This window comes from Acinetobacter sp. CY79, from assembly GCF_059515845.1.
Map to the genome: position 1 here is coordinate 1 of NZ_JCAKMY010000043.1, position 19219 is coordinate 19219.

A 19219-nucleotide genomic window follows, 5' to 3' on the forward strand; every position below is an offset into this window, starting at 1 on the left:
TCGAACCATAAAAAAGGTTGAGGATGCGTTGATGAAATCAAGGCGTTTTACGCTTCCAAAACGATCTATCACCACAGCAGATGAACACTTTAATTGGGTTATTATTGATGCAACAGAATGTTCAATAGAACGTCCCCAAAAAAAATCAGAGTAAGTTTTACAGTGGTAAAAAGAAGAAACATACGCTCAAAGCGCAAGTGATCTATCATCCAAAGAGCAAACAAATCATAGGTCTAGATCTATCAAGTGGTAGTCAACATGACATTAAATTGGCAAGAAAAACGATTGCAAAATTCAAGCATTGTGAATATGTGGTTACTGATTTAGGGTATCATGGACTAGAGGAGCGTGGATTTAAGCTATTGACTCCTATTAAGAAAAAGAAGAATTCTGCCTTATCTGATATTGAGAAAAAGTACAATAAAATCATTGGAGAAATACGAATTGTGATTGAACACATCAATCGTCAATTAAAAACATTTAGAATATTGAGTGAACGCTACCGAAATAGACGCAAGCGATTCGGTTTACGCATTAGCTTAATCGCTGCACTGGTAAACCGGATAAACTTGCAATAACGACTTTCGCAAGAGGTCTAAAGCATTAAATAAATCGCATCAATCCACAGAATAATCGCAAAAATCAAAAACAGCGCGCCCGATAAAATATCGATATAACTCCCAGAACGCTGGTAAGTAGCCTTAATTTTTGGCATCGACATAATTAACATAAACAGTGCAAACACTAAAAAAGTTTGAATTGGAATAATAACAGCCAATTGTGTTTTCAGATTACTGGTCGCTGACGAACTTAATGCCAGTGAAAAAACACTACTAAAATAAATTAATGTTTTAGGATTAGATAAGTTAGTCAATAAACCCAATAAAAAATAGTTTTGAGGCTGTTCATCCTGATTGTCTTGGGATATATCTATTTCAAAGCGTTGATTTAAAGTAGCTAAACCATCCTTCAACATTGCCCATCCCATTTTTGCTAAAAATAGCCCACCAATCAGCATAAGCACCTGCTGAATCCAAGGAAACTGTGTAATTAATACCGTGAAGCCGAGTAAGGTGAGAACAACCCAAACCAAAATACCGACTGAAATACCTAGAATAATTTTAAGTGTGTTGATTCGTGTCGTAGATGCAGCACTTTTAGCAATCAAGAGTACATCAGGACCAGGGGTAAATTGAGCCACAAAATGCAATATACAGATCGTCAGGAGCAAGGACATAAATTGGCTTAAACATGAAATAATACCTGAATTATAACAATTTTAAATTTTGTCTGTTGTATTGATCTGAATAAATAACGATGACTTACATTTGCTCAAATCTGATCTGTCATAAAAAAGCCAAATCATTTGATTTGGCTTTGCTCATACATTAATGAAGTAAGTTAGCTTATTTAGGATTCACATCTTTCATTTCAATTTTCTTTGCATCTGGCGTAACTTCGCGTGCTTCCCCATCAATGATCGTAGAGTCGCGACCACCACGAGTTTGTTGATTTTGGGCTTCTTGCATTTGACGCATCAGATCAGCAAATGGGTTTTGGCCTTGAGCACCACCGCTCATGCCTCCCATTCCATTCATATCGCCCATCATGCCACCCATCATTTTTTCCATCATGGCTTGTTGACGCTTCATCATGGTTTTCATCATGATCGATTTAAACGCACGCTGTACAGGTGGAATTAAAATTAACAACGCAATCAGATCAGTCACCAAACCCGGGATCATCAAAAATAAACCCGCAATAATTTTTGGCAAATTATTGGTCAGGTTCGGATCTGCACTCATTTGACTTTTTTGCATTTGTTGCATCTGTGGCATCAGGCCCGAAGCATGTGTACGAATCATATTCATCCCAATAAAAAATGCCGCAATGAACCAGAAGAACACATACCACATACTTCCGACAAGATCACCTACTCCGATCCATACGAATATTTCAAGGACGATACCAACTAAAACAATAAGAGCTAATTTCATGGAAAGTAATCTAATCTCAAGAGAATGAATAAATTGCGGTAATCATATGCTTAATCTGTATCAAGCTTTTTTCATACACTTATGTAACAATATGGGCATTATATTATTTTTAAAGTCTTTGAATGTCACTAATTATTGGAATTGATCCAGGTTCACGTTTAACGGGCTACGGAATCATTCAAAAAGAAGGTCAAAAACTAATATTTGTCGATGCTGGAACGATTCGAACTGAAACGCCCGAAATGCCCGAACGATTGAAAAGAATTTTTGCTGGAATAGAACGAATTGTAAAGTTTCATGGCCCGACTGAGGCTGCTGTTGAACAAGTGTTTATGTCGGTAAACCCTGACTCTGCATTAAAATTGGGACAAGCACGAGGAGCTGCGATCGCGGCACTGGTCAATTTAGATCTACAAGTTGCTGAATATACGGCACGTCAAATTAAGCAGTCTGTCGTCGGTTATGGCGCTGCAGATAAAGAACAGGTTCAAATGATGGTGATGCGTATTCTAAATCTCAGTATTAAACCTCAACAAGATGCCGCTGATGCGCTTGCCACAGCAATCTGTCACGCTCATGCTTCGGGGAGCATGACAAAACTAGCAGTATTGAATGCCTTAGGTGGAATGGCACGTGGACGAAGTCGCAGTAGTTCACGTAGACGTTAAATTAAAGTTTCAAACGTTTAATCTAAAATGAAAAGATCAATTAAAGGTGCTAATCCAAATAAGGAATAACATCTTTTTTTATTTCTTTCATTGAAGGCTTTTTAGAATAAGTAATGGTTACACGACGACCAAAATTACGAATATTTTTCTTTTGATTCCGATCAATTCGAATAAAGACTAATTCATCAGGTTCATTTCGATGATTGATTTCGCAAATCATAATCGTACCGTGCTTTTCAATCACTTTATATTTTGGAAATGCTTTCTGAACAGCCTGTTTCAATGATTGTCCTTCAAGCTTTGTCCCACTTGCCATCTGTGTATACATCACGATTCCGATACAGATCACTAGAACGACAGCAACGATCAAATATTTTTCCATTTTTCACCTTATATTTTAATTCATTTAAAGAGTAGTTTAGCTCTTATCTGCAATGCTATCTAAACGCCTAATGGATGATTCACAACATGGTAAATCGCATGATTCATCTGATGTGCTTGTAAGCCACGCATACCCTGTTGAGCCATATAATCACCCGCCAAAGCATGTAAAGTCACAATTTGATGTAGATCAATTTCATTATCAAATTGGGCTTTTAAACTTGCTATCATTCCTGCAAGCACATCACCCATCCCCCCCGTTCCCATTCCAGCATTGCCTGCAGTACAAATCCAAGGCAATGATTTTTGGTTATTCGGCTTAAATTCATTTTTTATAGTCTGTAGAGTTAAACTCCCCGCACCTTTCAATACCCATTGACCTGCGTATTTTTCCTGTAAAGCATGAATCGCTTGAATACGATCACACTCGACTTGTTGAACCAAAGTATTCAATAACTTTGCAGCTTCACCTGGATGCGGTGTAAGAAAACACTGCTCATGCATTTTTTGAGGATTAAGTGCCAAGAACCATAATGCATCAGCATCAAGTACTAATTTAATCTTGGAATGAATCAGAGCGTCTATCCAATGGTGATAGATGCCTTTCGCCCATTCATCTCGACCTAAGCCCATGCCAAAGCTGATCGCATCAACTTGCTCAATGACCGTTGCAATATCATTTGAAGACATGGCATTAATATCTCTGACCATGATATTCGGTGAACGCGCCAAGATTGAAGCATGATGTTTAACATCACAAACAATACTGACTTTACCTGCTCCTGCATAAAAAGCAGATTCAGCCGCCATGATGACAGCTCCGCCCATATCTGCATGTCCACCAACGATCAATACATGACCATAACTGCCTTTGTGCCCAAAAGCTTGACGTTGTGGGAGTTGTATATCATTTTGCGAAAGCTGAGCCATCGGTTCTAGTTCTTGATCTATGGGAATGAGTGAAACCGATTCAATTGTTCCTGCGTATTCTTTTCCTTTACCCGTAAATAGCCCTGCTTTTAAAGCCAAGATACTGTAAGTCGTATCTGCTTTAATGGCGCAAGGCAGTGGTTGACCTGTATTTGCATGCAATCCACTGGGAATATCAATGCATATCTTTAAACCTGATTGAGCATTGATCGATTGAATAATGTCTTGCCATGATTGATCTAAATCACGATTGAGTCCAATCCCGAATAAAGCATCGACATAGACATCATAGTTTTGCTGAAAATCGAAACCTGAATAGATTTTGAGATCATAATCTGATCGTTGTTGCGTAAGCTGTGCTTCTTGATAAGCTAATTTTAAAGCATTGGACTGCCCAAGCTCAGCAGCATAAATGTCTACTTTTAAACCCGCTTCAGCCAAATACTTTGCAACCAAATAACCATCACCTGCGTTGTTACCCGTCCCACAACAGACCGCAATATTTTTAACAGGATCCTTTAAAGGGTTAAAGGAATCGATTAATCGTTGTGCAATTGTCCAAGCGGCTTGTTGCATCAATCCATAAGCGCTGTTTTGTTGACTAAACCAACGCTGTTCCCATGCTTGAATAGCATGGCTGTGATAAACTGAATGACGCATCATCTTTCCTTATTATCTTGGTTATGGCTCAATCCACATCTTTAGTAAAAATCCCTGTAGATCAGCAAGATCCGGTTGCATTGAAAGCATGGATTAAAGCACAAGCTTTGGACTTGGGTTTTTCCGATTGTGTCATTGCCAAACCAGATGCTCAAGCAGAATTAGTCCGTTTTCAAGAATATTTAGATCGTGGATATCACGGCGATATGAAGTTTTTAGAAGAAAATCTAGAAAAACGTGCTGATCCGACTTTATTGGTTCCGGGAACAAAAAGTATCATCTGTGTGCGCATGGATTATTTGGTTGAGACACCCAAGCCTCGATATGTCCCTGATCAACCCAATGCTGCCATTATTGCCAGATATGCACGTGGACGGGATTACCATAAAGTCATGCGTGGTCGCCTCAAGATATTAGCCACACGTATTCGTGAAAAAGTAGGAGATTTTGAATCTCGCCCCTTTGCAGATTCAGCCCCTATTTTTGAAAAATCTCTCGCTGAAAATGCGGGTATGGGCTGGACAGGAAAACACACTTTACTGATTCATAAAAAGGCGGGCTCTTTTTTTGTTTTAGGTGAACTATTCAGCTCACTCGAATTGCCTTTTGACTCTCCCGCAAGCAAACATTGTGGATCATGTACCGCCTGTATTGATATATGCCCGACACAAGCCATCGTCGAACCCTATATGCTGGATGCTCGTAAATGTATTGCCTATTTAACCATTGAATATCAAGGCATTATTCCTGAAGAATTACGTCGAGGTATTGGCAATCGTGTCTTTGGTTGTGATGACTGCCAACTGATTTGTCCATGGAATAGTTTTGCTCAAACCACCTCGATAGAAGATTTCCACCCTCGACATGGTTTAGACCAAGTCAGCTTATTAGAACTTTGGGCATGGGATGAAGCAACTTTTTTAGCCAGAACAGAAGGTAGTCCACTGCGGCGTACAGGTTATCAAAGTTTTATGCGGAACATCGCAATTGGACTGGGTAATGCACCCTATTCTGAAAAAATTATCGAAACTTTAATGCGAACACGAGTTGAATACGATGAGATTGTGCAAGTCCATATTGACTGGGCAATCGCTCAACAGAAACTAAAACAATGAATAAACTTTTTTCAATTTTAAGCCTATCCCTAAAAACAAAACACGTTTTAGAATTTTAAGTGCACGTTAGCGACCAGTTCATAGCAAATATCAACCCCAATAAACTTTGCAAACATCTAACAAGAATTCAAGATAATTTTGTAACCAAATCAACAATTCCTATTTTCAATCAACATAGCAAAATCGATGATTTTTTCTCAACAAAAATGTCATTTTTTAAGCTTTGTCTCCTCATAAAAACCCGTATGATCAAATCAATGCATTTATTAGATGGATAAAATATGAACGTGCGCAATGATTGGACGCGTGAAGAAATTCAAAAATTATATGAACAACCTTTTTTAGATTTGGTTTTTGAGGCGCAACGTATTCATCGTCAACACTTCGATGCAAACAACATTCAGGTCAGTACTTTACTTTCAATTAAAACGGGAAAATGTCCTGAAGACTGTAAATACTGCTCTCAATCTGCACGTTATGACTCCAAGCTTGAAGCTGAAAAACGTATCGAAGTTGAAAAAGTGATTAGCGAGGCCAAAGAAGCGTTAGCCTCTGGATCATCTCGTTTCTGTATGGGAGCCGCATGGCGTAACCCACATGAACGTGATATGCCTTATGTCTTAGAAATGGTCAAAGAAGTGAAAGCATTGGGTTTAGAAACCTGTATGACTTTAGGCATGCTCAATCAATCTCAAGCAGAGCGATTAAAAGATGCAGGTTTGGATTACTACAATCACAACTTAGATACCTCTCGTGAATATTATCCCAATGTGATTACCACCCGCTCTTATGATGATCGCTTAAATACTTTAGATCATGTCCGTCAGGCAGGCATGAAAGTATGTAGTGGTGGAATCGTGGGCTTGGGTGAGGACAGTAAAGATCGTATCGGTTTATTACATGAACTGGCGACTTTGGCGATTCATCCTGAATCAGTACCGATTAATATGTTGGTGCCGATTGAAGGTACGCCTTTAGCCGATGTAGAAAAATTGGATGTGACCGAATGGATTCGTACAATAGCAGTCGCTCGTATCATTATGCCTAAAAGTTATATTCGTTTATCAGCAGGTCGCGAGTCATTGTCTGATTCTGATCAAGCGTTGGCATTTATGGCTGGGGCAAACTCGCTATTCTCAGGTGAAAAATTACTCACCACACCAAATGCGGGTGAAGGTCGTGATAGACAATTGTTTCATAAGTTAGGCTTAAAGGCTGAAAAAGCAAAACCCACTGTTGCAGAACTCACCATTGATGCCATGGCAAGTTAAATTGATATGGATTGATTCTTCATATTAAGAATAAAGTGAAGAAGTAATCCTATAAAGAAAAAACCCAATGTACTGTTGGGTTTTTTCTTTATTGAAGGAAGAATCCAGCTCAGCTTTTAGGACATTAATTATTCTAAAGTGACGTAATCAAAATGCCATAAGAAGCATTTAGATAATCACCTTGTTTAATACGATCTGTTCCATTGGCATGATGAACCAAAAGCTCTTTGGTCAATGCATCATATTCAAAGCGATCATAACAATCTTGATGTGAAACCAACCAAGTCAAGGTATCTGCCAAATTGGCATCGACAACATAAGTCATCGCTTTAAAATCTTTAGACATGCTTCATTTTATGCTTGCGATATATTGGCTCAATTCTACTCAAATTTATTTATTAATGAACTTTTAAATGCAAAATGGATCTTAAACAGATCCATTTTTATCGTAAAAATATTTAGAGTCATTGGTATAAGGTCAATTTAATCCAATCAAATATCATCGCTGATCGTTTTACGAGTCACTGTTGGATCACTTTGACCCGCATCAACGTGGTCTGTATGAATAAAAGCTTTGTGTTGAACTGAATCTCGATCCCCTGGCATAAAACTCGTACAAACAATTGCAACGACGGTCATGCTCAAAATATACAGTGAAATCAGAAAAGTGCTTCCACCACCGATACCTAATAACTTCGTCGCAATAAGTGGCGCTAAACCACCACCAAGAACACCCGCAAATTGAACCGAAATTGAAATACCACTGTATCGTATTTCAGCTGGAAATTGACGTGAAAATAACTGCGCTTGAGGGGCATACATCAGTGGGAACACCACACCGATCGCCAATACAATAGCTGTCCAAACCCAGAAAGGATTTTTAGTATCCAACATCATAAAGAATGGATAACTGTAGAGCGCTAATACCGTAAGTCCAAACATAAACATATTACGCTGACCGACTTTATCTGACAAATGCCCACATAATGGCGTCATAAACATAATGACCACCGCACCGCAAATGGTGGCAAATAAGATATCGGCTCGCGGAATTCCAAGTTGCGTGGTGGTATAGGCCAAAGTGAAAGTAGATGCCATATAAAACCAAGCATTTTCTGCTGCACGCGCCACAACAATACGTAACACAGGTTTTGGATAATCTCGTAACACACGAAATGCAGGAACTTTAATCTCTTTAGTCTTCTCTTTCACCTTTTCAAAGTCAGGTGATTCAGGCACTTTTACTCGAATATACCAACCAACACCAAGCAATAAAATACTCGCTAAAAATGGTAAGCGCCAACCCCAGCTAAATAGAGCTTCTTCAGGCAATAACGAGACTAACCATAATGCGATAGATGCGAGCATCAAACCACCACCAGTGCTGGCTTGAGGCAAGCTCCCCCAAAACCCTTTTTTCCCTTCAGGTGCATGTTCAACTGCCATGAGGACTGCACCGCCCCACTCACCGCCCATTGCCATACCTTGAATAAATCTTAACAACACTAAAGCAAATGCAGCCCAATAGCCGATAGTTTCATAGGTTGGAAGTAATCCAATCATGACGGTGGGAATACCCATAAGCAGTAATGTTAGTAATAACATCGATTTACGACCAATTTTGTCGCCATAATGTCCAAAGATAATCCCACCTAGAGGTCGACCAATAAAACCGACTGCATAAGTTGCAAATGCTGCCAACACGCCAGTTAAAGGATCTAAATTAGGGAAAAACAACTTATTAAAGACTAAAGCTGCCGCTGCTCCATAGATGAAAAAATCGTACCATTCTATCGTGGTACCCACCATGCTGGATATTCCAGCTAAACGATGGGATGATTTTTTGGGTATTAACGTTTGTTGTTGATGCTGTTCCATAGCGACCTCTCTTCCATGTTGAGTTATCTTTTATGTCAGTTTATTTATTTTCAATTGATATGTTTCAGTTAGAATTTCTCCAAGTTGTGTTGGACATCATTAGCCAATGACTTTGAACATTACGATGACCTAGACATTTAGAATGAACCCTTGCAGCTCTTAAGCCGCAGTAAGATCCTGAATCATTTTGCTGAGTTTTGGATTTTCAGTTTGCCATTTCGGTTGTTTGTCTTTATCAATAATTAAAGCACGCACACCTTCCATCAAATCGCCATGTTCAAACCAAATATCTTGCAAATCTCGTTCAAGCTTCATGCATTTTTCTAGCGATAAACTTCGCCCAATCAACTGTAATTTCAAACTGGTTTGTTTGGCAATCAAGGAACGTTGTCTAAGCACATTTAAAACTTTTTCAGCCCAAGGTTGGCGAAGTGGGTCTCGTTCATTGGCGAGACTCTTCTCAATTTCTTCAATGCTTGTATGCGAAAAATGCTGATGGATCTGGCTTGCCAAATCTTTTAACTCACTACTCACAGGATCATTAATAAAACGAGAGATTACTTGTTCAATTTGAATTTTGCCCAATTCAGGAAGTGCAATAATCGCCTTGATCAATTCTTCCATACGTGCGCTTGGCACATGGTAATCAATTAAATCCAAATAAAGTGCGTCGCTACTACTGATTTGTTCCCCCGTAATCGCAAGATAAACACCCATATCATCTAAACGCGAGAGAAAGTGCGTTGCGCCCACATCAGGGAAAAAACCAATTGCCGTCTCAGGCATGGCAAAGCGTGATTTTTCACTACTGACCAAAATATGGCAGGCTTGTGCCAAACCGAATCCACCACCTAAAACATAACCATCTAAAAAGGTAAGTACAGGCTTCGGGTATTGTCGAATGGTGTTGAGCATTTTATATTCGGCTATAAAGTAGTCTCGATAATCATTAGAGTCATTTTTATAGGCATCATATAAATAGCGAATATCACCACCCGCACTAAAGGCTTTTGGACTGTTTGAGTTAATCAAGATCGCTTGAACAAAGTCATCATCTTTCCACGCTTCAAACTGCGCTTGAATGCCTTGAATCATCTCAAGTGATAAAGCATTTAAGTGACTGGGACGATCTAAAGTAATGATGCCTAAGCTACCTTGTATCTGGATCATTAAGTTATTTTCATTCTTCATTTTTTATATCCGAGTAATTAAAATAGAAAAATAAATGGCTCAATGTTTATTGGTTTTTAAATTGAGCAGGTCGTTTTTGAATAAATGCACGCATGCCTTCTTTTTGATCTTGACTGGCAAAGATGGAATGGAACGTGCGACGCTCAAAGCGTAAACCCTCGGCTAAACTGACTTCAAAGGCACGATTGATCGACTCTTTAATCATCATCACGGCGGTTAATGATTTTTCTGCAATTTTCTCCGCGGCTTGTAGGGTCTGTTCTAACAATTCATCTGTAGCAAAGACGCGAGCCACCAATCCACTTTGTTCCGCTTCAATCGCACCCATTTGACGCGCGGTTAAACACATCTCCATGGCTTTGGCTTTACCGACTGCCAAGGTCAAACGTTGAGTCCCCCCAATACCCGGTAATACGCCTAAAGTGACTTCGGGCAAAGCAAATTTGGCATTGTCTGCGCAATAAATAAAATCACACATCAGCGCTAACTCACAACCACCACCTAAAGCATAGCCACTGACTGCGGCAATCAAAGGTTTACGGCGCTGTGCAATACGATCTGCCAGACTAAAAAAGTCATCAAAATAAATATTCGGGAAATTTAACTCCGCCATTTCTTTAATATCCGCACCTGCAGCAAAGGCTTTCTCTGACCCCGCTAAGACAATACAGCCAATCGCTTGATCTTTTTCCAGTTGATCCAACGCTTCATTGATTTCACTAATCAATTCTGTATTAAGTGCATTCAGTGCTTTTGGACGATTCAAGGTGATTAGCCCCACGCCATTGTTCTTATCTAATAAAATCGTTGCAAAATTCATTCTTATACGCCTTTTCAATATTTAATTTTTTTGGCTTTAAGTCAGCCTGACCTATAAACTCCGTGCAATCACTAAGCGTTGAATATCACTGGTGCCTTCATAAATCTGGCAAATACGGGCATCGCGGTAAATCCGTTCAATCGGGAAATCCTTGAGATAACCGTAGCCACCAAAAATTTGTAAGGCTCGTGAACAAACCCGTTCGGTCATTTCTGATGAAAAAAGTTTCGCCATAGACGCTTCAGTGAGACACGGCTGACCTGCTTCTTTTAAACGCGCTGCATAATGCACCATTTGTCGTGCAACTTGAATTTCGGTTGCCATACTGGCTAAACGGAAGGAAATGGCTTGTTGCTCAAAAATGGGTTTACCAAAAGCCACGCGTTCTTTGGCATAGCGAGTGGCTTCCTCTAAAGCTGCGCGCGCCAAACCGACCGCTTGTGCTGCAATGCCAATACGCCCACCTTCAAGGTTGGATAAGGCAATTTTTAAACCATCGCCTTCTTTACCCAACATCATGCTTTTATGCAGACGCACATCTGTCAGTGCAATTTGGCAAGTATCAGAAGCATGTAGACCCAGTTTTTCTTCAACCCGAATCACTTCATAACCTCGAGTGTTACGCGGAACAATAAAAGCACTCATGCCTTTTTTGCCTGCGCTGGGATCGGTCACTGCAAAGACAATGATGACGCCCGCATTATGCCCTGAGGTAATAAACTGCTTCGCCCCATTTAGAATATAATCGTCGCCGTCTTTCACCGCACGGGTTTTAATGGCAGCCGCATCTGAACCCGTATGTGGCTCAGTAAGCGCAAAAGCCCCGATCAGTTCCCCTTGTGCCAAGGGCTTTAAATACTGCTCTTTTTGTTGTTCTGAACCAAATTTTAAAATGGGGACACAGCCCACAGAGTTGTGCACGCTCATAATGGTCGAGGTTGCCCCATCTGCCGCGGCAATTTCCTCTAAAGCCAATACATAAGCTAGGTTACCGGTTTCTGAGCCACCCCACTGTTCAGGCACCAACATGCCCATAAACCCAAGCTCACCCATTTGATTCAGGGCTTGCTTCGGAAAAATTCCTTTTTGATCCCACTCACTGGCGAAAGGCTTAATTTGCTCGACGGCAAAACTTTTCGCCATATCTTGAATCAGTACTTGCTCTTCGGTTAGTTGCATATCTCGTCCTTTTGATACATTCGTTCACAGCCGTTTATACAGCTTGCTGTTTGCTTATTTCTTGCTTATTTAATTCTTGCTTACTAACGTCTTGTTTCTTCAATTCTTGCTTGTTGATCTCTTGATTGCGCAATAAAAACCGTTGAATTTTACCACTCGGCGTTTTAGGAAGTTCAGTCACAAATTCAACCAATCTTGGATAAGCATGTGCAGATAAACGTTTCTTCACAAACTCACTGAGTTCAGCAGATAACTGATCCGTTGCTTCAACCCCTTGTGCCAAAATAATAAAGGCTTTCACCACTTCCGTTCGTTCAGGATCAGGGACACCAACCACAGCGGCTTCAACCACGGCATCATGTTCCAAGAGCGCACTTTCCACATCAAATGGCCCAATACGATAACCTGATGTCGTAATCACATCATCACTGCGTCCCACAAAACTCATACTGCCATCAGCATGAATTTCTGCGGTGTCACCTGTTAAATAATAGTGACCAACAAATGGAGATTTCCGACTCTCTTGATAGCCACCAAACCACATCAATGGCGATTTTTCCAAATCGATCGCTAAAATCCCAGGGGTATCGGTTGGCAATACATTGCCTTGCTCATCGACCACAGCAATCTGATATCCAGGACTTGCAAAACCTGCTGAACCTGCACGAATATCGTGTTTTAAAGCATGATGATTACACACCACCATCCCGACTTCAGTTTGACCATAATGATCATAAATCGGCGCATTTAAAACGTGATCAAACCAACGAATCACTTCGGGATTGAGTGGCTCACCTGCACTACTGACTCGTCTAAACTGTCCGCGAAGTGTGGTCATCTGATCTTGATCAGCTGCCATCATCAAACGATAAGCTGTCGGAGCACCTGCTAAATTAGTAATGTTGTATTCTTGAGTAATCTTGATCAGGCTTTCGGTGCTAAATCCACCTTCATAAAACAAGGTGGCATGACCCAATAACAAGGGTCCAGTAATGGCATAGTACAAACCATAGGCCCAACCCGGATCGGCGATATTCCAAAATGCATCATCTTCAGTCAGACCAATTGCATCTTGCATATAACGACCAAAGGCAATCAGTGCTTTTAAAGGCACTTCTAGAGGCTTGGCTAAACCTGTTGTCCCAGAGGTAAACATCAATAAAAATGGATCATTGATCCCCAGTAAAACCACATCACATTGATTCGACTGAGCATTCACTTCATTCCAGAAATCTAAATCTGCTTCTGGTCGTTTAAAACCCGATGCAGGTACCACTGAAATAATCGGTGGGCAATCCTGAACTTCATCGAGCTTCGGACGATTGGTTGCATCTGTCACCACAAATTTACTTTTCGCCAGTTGCACACGATGTTCAATCGCTTTGGGGCCAAATGCGGTAAATAAAGGCTGATAGACAGCACCAATCCGCCATGTGGCTAAAATGGTAATCAGGAGCTCTACATTTCTTGGCAATAAACCTGAAACTCGATCTCCACGCTGAACACCTTGAGACTTGAGAAAATTAGCAAATTGACTCGAGTATTCTTTTAACTGCTGAAACGTATATTGTTTTTTTTCGCCGTCTTTAGATTGCCAATATAACGCGACTTTATTGCCTGTCGCATGTCGATCACAACATTCATCACAAGCATTTAAGGCATTTAAAGAACCGTTCAACAATGCATCCGCTGCATTTTCTAAATTAAAACTCTTTGCAACATCTTGATAGTTTGACATGTGCTACCTCAGTTTCATTTTATTATTGATCGCAATACCTTTTCCATGAAGGCACTACTTCGTCATCCTTTGACTTTTATCCCGTCTATTCACCCTAATTCAGTATTTTTCACGGCGAGTTTGACGGTAAATATTGTTGAATCACACTGGAAAAATCTAAGTGGTTTTTACCCTGTAAACACATTTGCTGATAGAGCTGTTGGACTAATCCACCAAGTAAAACAGGTTGTTGCACCTGAGCAGCGGCTTCTACCGCTAAACCTAAATCCTTTAACATCAATTGATTGGCAAAACCATTCGTATAACCCCGTGACGCTGGTGCATTCGGGCTAATTCCTGGCCACGGATTACACACCTCAGAACTCCAGCAACGACCACTTGAACTATTAATGACCCCTGCCAAAGCTTGCGTATCAATGCCCAGTTTGGCACCCAATGCCATCCCTTCTGCGACAGCTGCCATTGATATCCCCAAGATCAGGTTATTACAAATTTTGGCAATTTGACCGGCACCAACTTCGCCACAAGACACCGTATTTTTACCCATGTGGCTCAAAACAGATTGAGCAGCATTAAATGTGTCTTGATCTGCACCCACCATAAAGGTCAAGGTTCCTGCTTGTGCGCCAATAGTGCCCCCTGACACAGGGGCATCACAGATTTGAATGCCTTTTTCATGCGCAATTTTGGCAATATCTTGAATGGTTTTCGGGTCAATGGTACTACAATCAATGCAGAGACTCCCTGCTTTAAGCACTGCCAAAACACCGTTTTCACCTAAATACACATCGCGCACATGTTTCGCCGCAGGCAACATGCTAATCACAATATCTGCTTGTTTGGCCGCCGCTTGTGGACTTTCACAAATTACACCACCTTGCCCTTGAAGTGCTTGTAGTGCTTTTTCACTCAGGTCAAAACCAAAAACCTGCTGTCCCGCTTTTAATAGATTGTGCGCCATGGCACCGCCCATATTTCCAAGACCAATAAATGCAATTTTCATTGTTGATCTCCTTAGCGCAGATTGATCGTGGTATTGACACCGGTAGACTCTTGAGAGTCTTCAAACCAACGGCTGGTAATGGTCTTGGTTTGGGTATAAAATTGGACTGCTTGCTTACCATAAGGACCTAAATCACCGAGTTTTGAACCACGAGAACCAGTGAAGCTAAAGAATGGTACAGGGACTGGAATTGGAATATTGATGCCGACTTGACCGATATTAATTTGATGCTGGAAAGTACGTGCGGTTGCACCACTTTGCGTAAAGAGACCTACACCATTACCAAATGGGTTGGCATTAATCAGGGCAATAGCTTCATCCAATGTATCTACACAAATAATCGCTAAAACGGGGCCAAAAATTTCTTCTTTATAAATACGCATGTCAGTCGTGACATCGCTGAAAATGGTTTGTCCGACAAAATTTCCTTGCTCATAGCCTTTGACTTGGACATCACGACCATCGAGTAAAAGTGTTGCCCCCTCTTCTACACCACTATTGATCAGCTCAATCACACGGGCTTTAGCACGAGATGAAATCACGGGACCAATATCCGTATTTGGTTCATGCCCCGCATTTACACTTAAAGTTTTAGATTTTTCAACTAAGGTATCAATCCATTGCTTACTTTCGCCGACCATGACTGCAACGGATAAAGCCATACAACGCTGTCCAGCCGCGCCAAAAGCCGCACCCACCAAAGCATTTAAAGTTTGTTCTTTATTGGCATCTGGCATGACCACCACATGGTTTTTTGCACCCATCATCGATTGCACACGTTTACCATGTTGACCCGCCAAGTTATAAACATGCGTACCGACATGGGTCGAACCGACAAATGAAATCGCTTTAATATCTTGATGCGTACAGAGTAAATCGACCACCTCTTTGCCACCATGTACCACATTTAAAACACCTGCTGGCATACCGGCTTCGATCGCAAGCTCAACCAACATCATAGTCGATAGTGGATCTTGCTCAGAGGGTTTAAGCACAAACGTATTTCCGCACACAATCGCCATCGGGAACATCCAGAGTGGAATCATCGCTGGAAAATTAAAGGGTGTGATTCCTGCACATACACCTAAAGGCTGTTGTAGCGTATAGGTATCCACACCACGCGCCACGCCTTCGATATACTCACCCATTTGCAGCGTACCAATTGAACAGGCATGTTCAACCACTTCGAGTCCACGCTGAATATCACCTTCAGCATCAGCCAAAGTTTTACCCTGTTCGGCGGTTAAGACTTTGGCAATGTCTTTGGCATTTTGACGAATCAAATCTTGAAGTTTAAGCATGATCCGCATCCGTGCTTGAATCGGTGTTTGACTCCAACTCGCAAATGCATTTTGTGCAGATGAAATCGCCGCATTGACCTCATCTACCGTTGCAAAAGGCACTTGCCCAATCACTTCTTGCGTGGCTGGATTGACAATGTCTTGCCAGTGTGTGGTTTTAGATTCAATAAATTCGCCGTTAATCAGCAACTGTGCTTTTGTCAATTGTAGGGTGTGAATTGCGTTCATGACCTTTCCTTAGGTTTTGATTGTTCTATCAGTTGTCACGCTCAATCTACGAGCTGTGTTTATTCAAATTCTCTCCCCTCAAACTAGCAAAATTATCTTTGACCACCAAGGCAAATTCGTGCACGATCAATGTGCATATTTGCACAGGAAGTGAAAATAACAATGAAAATCAATTGGGATCATTTACAGTATTTTTTGGTACTCGCACGTGCCAAGACCTTAACCAATGCTGCAAAAATTATCGGGGTCGAACACAGTACGGTTGCGCGAAGAATCCAAGCCTTAGAGCTTGCTTTAGGTACTCAATTGTTTAAACGAGAAGTCACAGGATATGAACTGACGACTGAAGGAATGGCATTGGTTCCTCGTATTGAACATATGGAACAAGCCTATTTGCAAATTCAAAAACCTCATAACCCTCTAGAAGGTCGTGTGCGAATTGGCACACCTGAAGGTTTCGGAACAGCATTTTTAACTCAATTATTGGTTAAATTTTCCAAACAATATCCTCTCATCAGTATTGACCTGATCCCCGTACCTAAAATGATTAAACTTTCACACCGTGAAGCCGATATCGTGATTTCAATTGATCGACCGAAATCTGGTCCTTATATCATTACGCGCTTGACGGATTATTGTTTAAAAATTTATGGCAGCAAAAGTTATTTAGCATCCAATCCAGCTATTCAAACTTTGGATGATTTATCGCAACATCGCTTCGTCAATTACATTGATGATTTAGTCTATAGCCCAGAACTGTATTGTTTAGAACGGCTTCCATTACAGCTCACAGCAAATTTTAGAAGCAGCAGTATTTTAGCGCAACAAATTGCAGTCAGTGCAGGCGCAGGACTTGCGATTTTGCCCAAATTTATGGCAGAAGATAAGCCTGAACTTGAACAAGTGTTACAGCAACAGGTTCGTTTTACCCATACTTTTTGGATGTTGACTTTGGTGGATTTACAACATGAACCGCGGATTAAATTGGTCTGGGATTTCTTGAGAAAACAAATAGATTCTCTACAAGACTCATTGATGGATTAAGCATAGAGAAGTAAGTTAATCATCTGATAATTAGCTAACAAGATGCTTAATTATCATTTGGTAGTGTTTAAGTATGACGCGTTATCCATTTATTTTTCATGTCTTGATTGTATTTTAATAAAAACAGATGCAAGACAGCTTCATGATTTTCTTTCTTCTTCGAAAAGCTTAAAGTTTTCCGTGTAAAACGCCCTAAGCGATTTCTTAAAGTAGCATTGAACCGCTCAACATGGTTCGTTAACCCTTCGAAATTCAAGAAGAGTCCAAACAAGCTGAAGCAGATCTTCTGGCTCATCTTAAACTTAGACACTTGATTCCAAGCACAGATCCAAACCTTATATAACTTTAAAAAACCTAATCTTATAAGTTGATTTAAGCTACTTACCATATTCTTACTAGCAAATAAAAACAAAAAACCACTTAGGATTAGTACACGTAAGCGGTTGTTTTATATGGTGGCCCAGACGGACGAAAACTATTACCTACCCTATTGTTTTTATTACACTAATTACTTTTAAAAAATTACAGGATACAAACTATGATGTATGCTGAATTAACAGGAGGCTTTAACTTGGGAGATTCTAGGCAGCCAACTTGTAAAAGTCCTCTGCCATTTGATTTGGTGTCTTAAAATCCAATCCTTTCTGAATTCTCTGCTGATTATAAAATAACTCTATATATTTTGTAATATCAGCCTTAGCTTCCTCCCTTGTTTTATAATTGCGATGATGTACAAGTTCGTTCTTTAATATTCCCCAAAAGCTTTCAATCGGCGCATTATCGTAACAATCTCCTTTTTTACTCATTGAGCCTTCGAAACCATATTTTTCAAGCATATTCCGATATTCTTTACTGCAATATTGGCTTCCTCTGTCTGAGTGAACGATTAAGTTTCGAGAGGGTTTATGATTGCGGATAGCCATGCTAAGTGCGTTGCAAACAAGCTGTGATGTCATCCGTTCACTTAAGCTATAGCCAACCACTTGTTTGCTACAAAGGTCTTTTAAAGCAGCTAGATACAGCCATCCTTCAGCTGTCCATACATATGTAATGTCACTTACCCACGCAACATTTGGAGCAGTTACTGCAAAGTTTTGCTCTAACAAATTATTATAAATAGAACGATTGTGGTCGCTATTCGTTGTTCTTTTAAAACGCTTATGGCGCTTACAGTACAGATGATTCTGCTGTTTAATGCAACGCACAGCATACTGGCTAATTTGGATACCTTGAGCCTGTAAATACTTGGTCAGCCGAATATAACCGTAACTTTCATTGGTCTTTTGATGGGCGATTTTGACCAATATTGTCTGCTGATTGCTTAGAATCTTTCGTTGGCTTAAACCTTGTTTAAGCCAATCATAAAACCTTGATACTGAGACATTTAGCAATCTAGCCATCATCGTGGTTGGGTATGTGTTTTTGTGCTCTTTCATATAAGCGTACCTCACTGACTTTCTTTGGCAAAGTACGCTGCCGCTTTTTTTAGAAATTCTTTTTCCATTTCCGCAGTTTTGAGTTGTTGTTTGAGTTTCTTATTTTCTTCGAGTAGAGCAACGAGATCGGGCAAATATTGTTGTGTTCCTTCTAATGTCCCAACCTTTGCTTTGTTGTACCAATTTGAAAGGGTTTGCATGGAAATACCAAGCTGTCGAGCAGTTTCAGAGACATTGCCTTGATTTGATTCAATCGCTTTGATTGCTTCAGCTTTGAATTCTGCTGTATAAATCTTTTGTTTTTTGCTCATGGTAAACTCCTGATGAGTATGTCTAGTTTACCAAGTGAAAGCCTCCGTTTTTATCAGCACACATCACT

17 protein-coding genes and 2 pseudogenes are annotated in these 19219 nt (G+C 40.4%); 5 read left to right on the forward strand and 14 right to left on the reverse strand.

Annotated features, from left to right (window positions below; translation table 11 throughout):
• A pseudogene (locus AC5YCE_RS14250) lies at positions 1–578 on the forward strand (IS5 family transposase); the annotation flags it as partial.
• A 17-nt stretch (positions 579–595) separates the two neighbouring features.
• Here the strand turns inward: AC5YCE_RS14250 and AC5YCE_RS14255 are convergent.
• Together AC5YCE_RS14255 and AC5YCE_RS14260 are read right to left on the reverse strand one after the other, a co-directional pair.
• Positions 596–1237 (reverse strand): LysE family transporter, encoded by a 642-nt coding sequence (locus AC5YCE_RS14255; RefSeq protein WP_496172478.1) that lies wholly within the window; start codon positions 1235–1237, stop codon positions 596–598.
• A gap of 169 nt (positions 1238–1406) precedes the next feature.
• A complete protein-coding gene (locus AC5YCE_RS14260) occupies positions 1407–1997 on the reverse strand; it encodes an FxsA family protein (protein WP_496172479.1) in 591 nt (196 codons plus the stop codon).
• A 122-nt stretch (positions 1998–2119) separates the two neighbouring features.
• On the opposite strand from AC5YCE_RS14260, the gene ruvC reads away from it, so the two are divergent.
• Complete coding sequence (gene ruvC, locus AC5YCE_RS14265) at positions 2120–2665, forward strand: crossover junction endodeoxyribonuclease RuvC (RefSeq protein WP_496125883.1); 546 nt, start codon at positions 2120–2122, stop codon at positions 2663–2665.
• Between the two features lie 49 nt (positions 2666–2714).
• Here ruvC and AC5YCE_RS14270 read toward each other — a convergent pair whose 3' ends face one another.
• Positions 2715–3047: a hypothetical protein gene (locus AC5YCE_RS14270; protein WP_496172480.1), complete on the reverse strand. Its 333-nt coding sequence runs from the start codon at positions 3045–3047 to the stop codon at positions 2715–2717.
• Between the two features lie 59 nt (positions 3048–3106).
• Complete coding sequence (locus AC5YCE_RS14275) at positions 3107–4636, reverse strand: NAD(P)H-hydrate dehydratase (RefSeq protein ID WP_496172481.1); 1530 nt, start codon at positions 4634–4636, stop codon at positions 3107–3109.
• 23 nt (positions 4637–4659) lie between these two features.
• Between AC5YCE_RS14275 and queG the strand changes: the two genes are divergently transcribed.
• Both queG and bioB read left to right on the forward strand, forming a co-directional pair.
• The gene (gene queG / locus AC5YCE_RS14280; protein WP_496172482.1) at positions 4660–5751 is read left to right on the forward strand and encodes a tRNA epoxyqueuosine(34) reductase QueG; all 1092 of its coding nucleotides are present in this window, start codon (positions 4660–4662) and stop codon (positions 5749–5751) included.
• Between the two features lie 281 nt (positions 5752–6032).
• Positions 6033–7022 carry a biotin synthase BioB gene (bioB, locus tag AC5YCE_RS14285; protein ID WP_496125879.1) on the forward strand — a complete coding sequence of 330 codons (990 nt, stop codon included), beginning with the start codon at positions 6033–6035 and terminating at the stop codon, positions 7020–7022.
• Between the two features lie 133 nt (positions 7023–7155).
• On the opposite strand, the gene AC5YCE_RS14290 is transcribed toward bioB, so the two are convergent.
• The 8 genes from AC5YCE_RS14290 to AC5YCE_RS14325 all read right to left on the reverse strand — a co-directional run bounded on the left by AC5YCE_RS14290 (position 7156) and on the right by AC5YCE_RS14325 (position 16360).
• Positions 7156–7368, reverse strand: a complete 213-nt coding sequence (locus tag AC5YCE_RS14290; RefSeq protein WP_496172483.1) for a hypothetical protein — start codon at positions 7366–7368, stop codon at positions 7156–7158.
• A gap of 146 nt (positions 7369–7514) precedes the next feature.
• Positions 7515–8900: an MFS transporter gene (locus tag AC5YCE_RS14295; protein WP_496172484.1), complete on the reverse strand. Its 1386-nt coding sequence runs from the start codon at positions 8898–8900 to the stop codon at positions 7515–7517.
• Positions 8901–9059: 159 nt separating this feature from the next.
• Positions 9060–10091, reverse strand: a complete 1032-nt coding sequence (locus AC5YCE_RS14300; protein WP_496172485.1) for an enoyl-CoA hydratase/isomerase family protein — start codon at positions 10089–10091, stop codon at positions 9060–9062.
• A 46-nt stretch (positions 10092–10137) separates the two neighbouring features.
• Entirely contained in the window at positions 10138–10911 is a 774-nt protein-coding gene (locus AC5YCE_RS14305; RefSeq protein ID WP_496172486.1) for an enoyl-CoA hydratase, read from the reverse strand.
• 51 nt (positions 10912–10962) lie between these two features.
• Positions 10963–12090: an acyl-CoA dehydrogenase family protein gene (locus AC5YCE_RS14310; RefSeq protein WP_496172487.1), complete on the reverse strand. Its 1128-nt coding sequence runs from the start codon at positions 12088–12090 to the stop codon at positions 10963–10965.
• Between the two features lie 34 nt (positions 12091–12124).
• Positions 12125–13828: an AMP-binding protein gene (locus AC5YCE_RS14315; protein WP_496172488.1), complete on the reverse strand. Its 1704-nt coding sequence runs from the start codon at positions 13826–13828 to the stop codon at positions 12125–12127.
• 109 nt (positions 13829–13937) lie between these two features.
• Complete coding sequence (mmsB, locus tag AC5YCE_RS14320; RefSeq protein WP_496125873.1) at positions 13938–14831, reverse strand: 3-hydroxyisobutyrate dehydrogenase; 894 nt, start codon at positions 14829–14831, stop codon at positions 13938–13940.
• Between the two features lie 11 nt (positions 14832–14842).
• Positions 14843–16360 carry a CoA-acylating methylmalonate-semialdehyde dehydrogenase gene (locus tag AC5YCE_RS14325; protein ID WP_496172489.1) on the reverse strand — a complete coding sequence of 506 codons (1518 nt, stop codon included), beginning with the start codon at positions 16358–16360 and terminating at the stop codon, positions 14843–14845.
• Between the two features lie 162 nt (positions 16361–16522).
• Here AC5YCE_RS14325 and AC5YCE_RS14330 point away from each other — a divergent pair, with 162 nt between their 5' ends.
• Entirely contained in the window at positions 16523–17404 is an 882-nt protein-coding gene (locus tag AC5YCE_RS14330; RefSeq protein ID WP_496125871.1) for a LysR family transcriptional regulator, read from the forward strand.
• A gap of 67 nt (positions 17405–17471) precedes the next feature.
• On the opposite strand, the pseudogene AC5YCE_RS14335 reads toward AC5YCE_RS14330, so the two are convergent.
• A pseudogene (locus AC5YCE_RS14335) lies at positions 17472–17648 on the reverse strand (IS1 family transposase); the annotation flags it as partial.
• 337 nt (positions 17649–17985) lie between these two features.
• Positions 17986–19151, reverse strand: a protein-coding gene (locus AC5YCE_RS14340; RefSeq protein ID WP_496171372.1) for an IS3 family transposase whose coding sequence is annotated in 2 segments (ribosomal slippage) — positions 17986–18884 and positions 18884–19151 — 1167 coding nt in all. Because the reading frame shifts where the segments join, the coding sequence is not laid out codon by codon here.
• Positions 19152–19219: the final 68 nt, after the last annotated feature.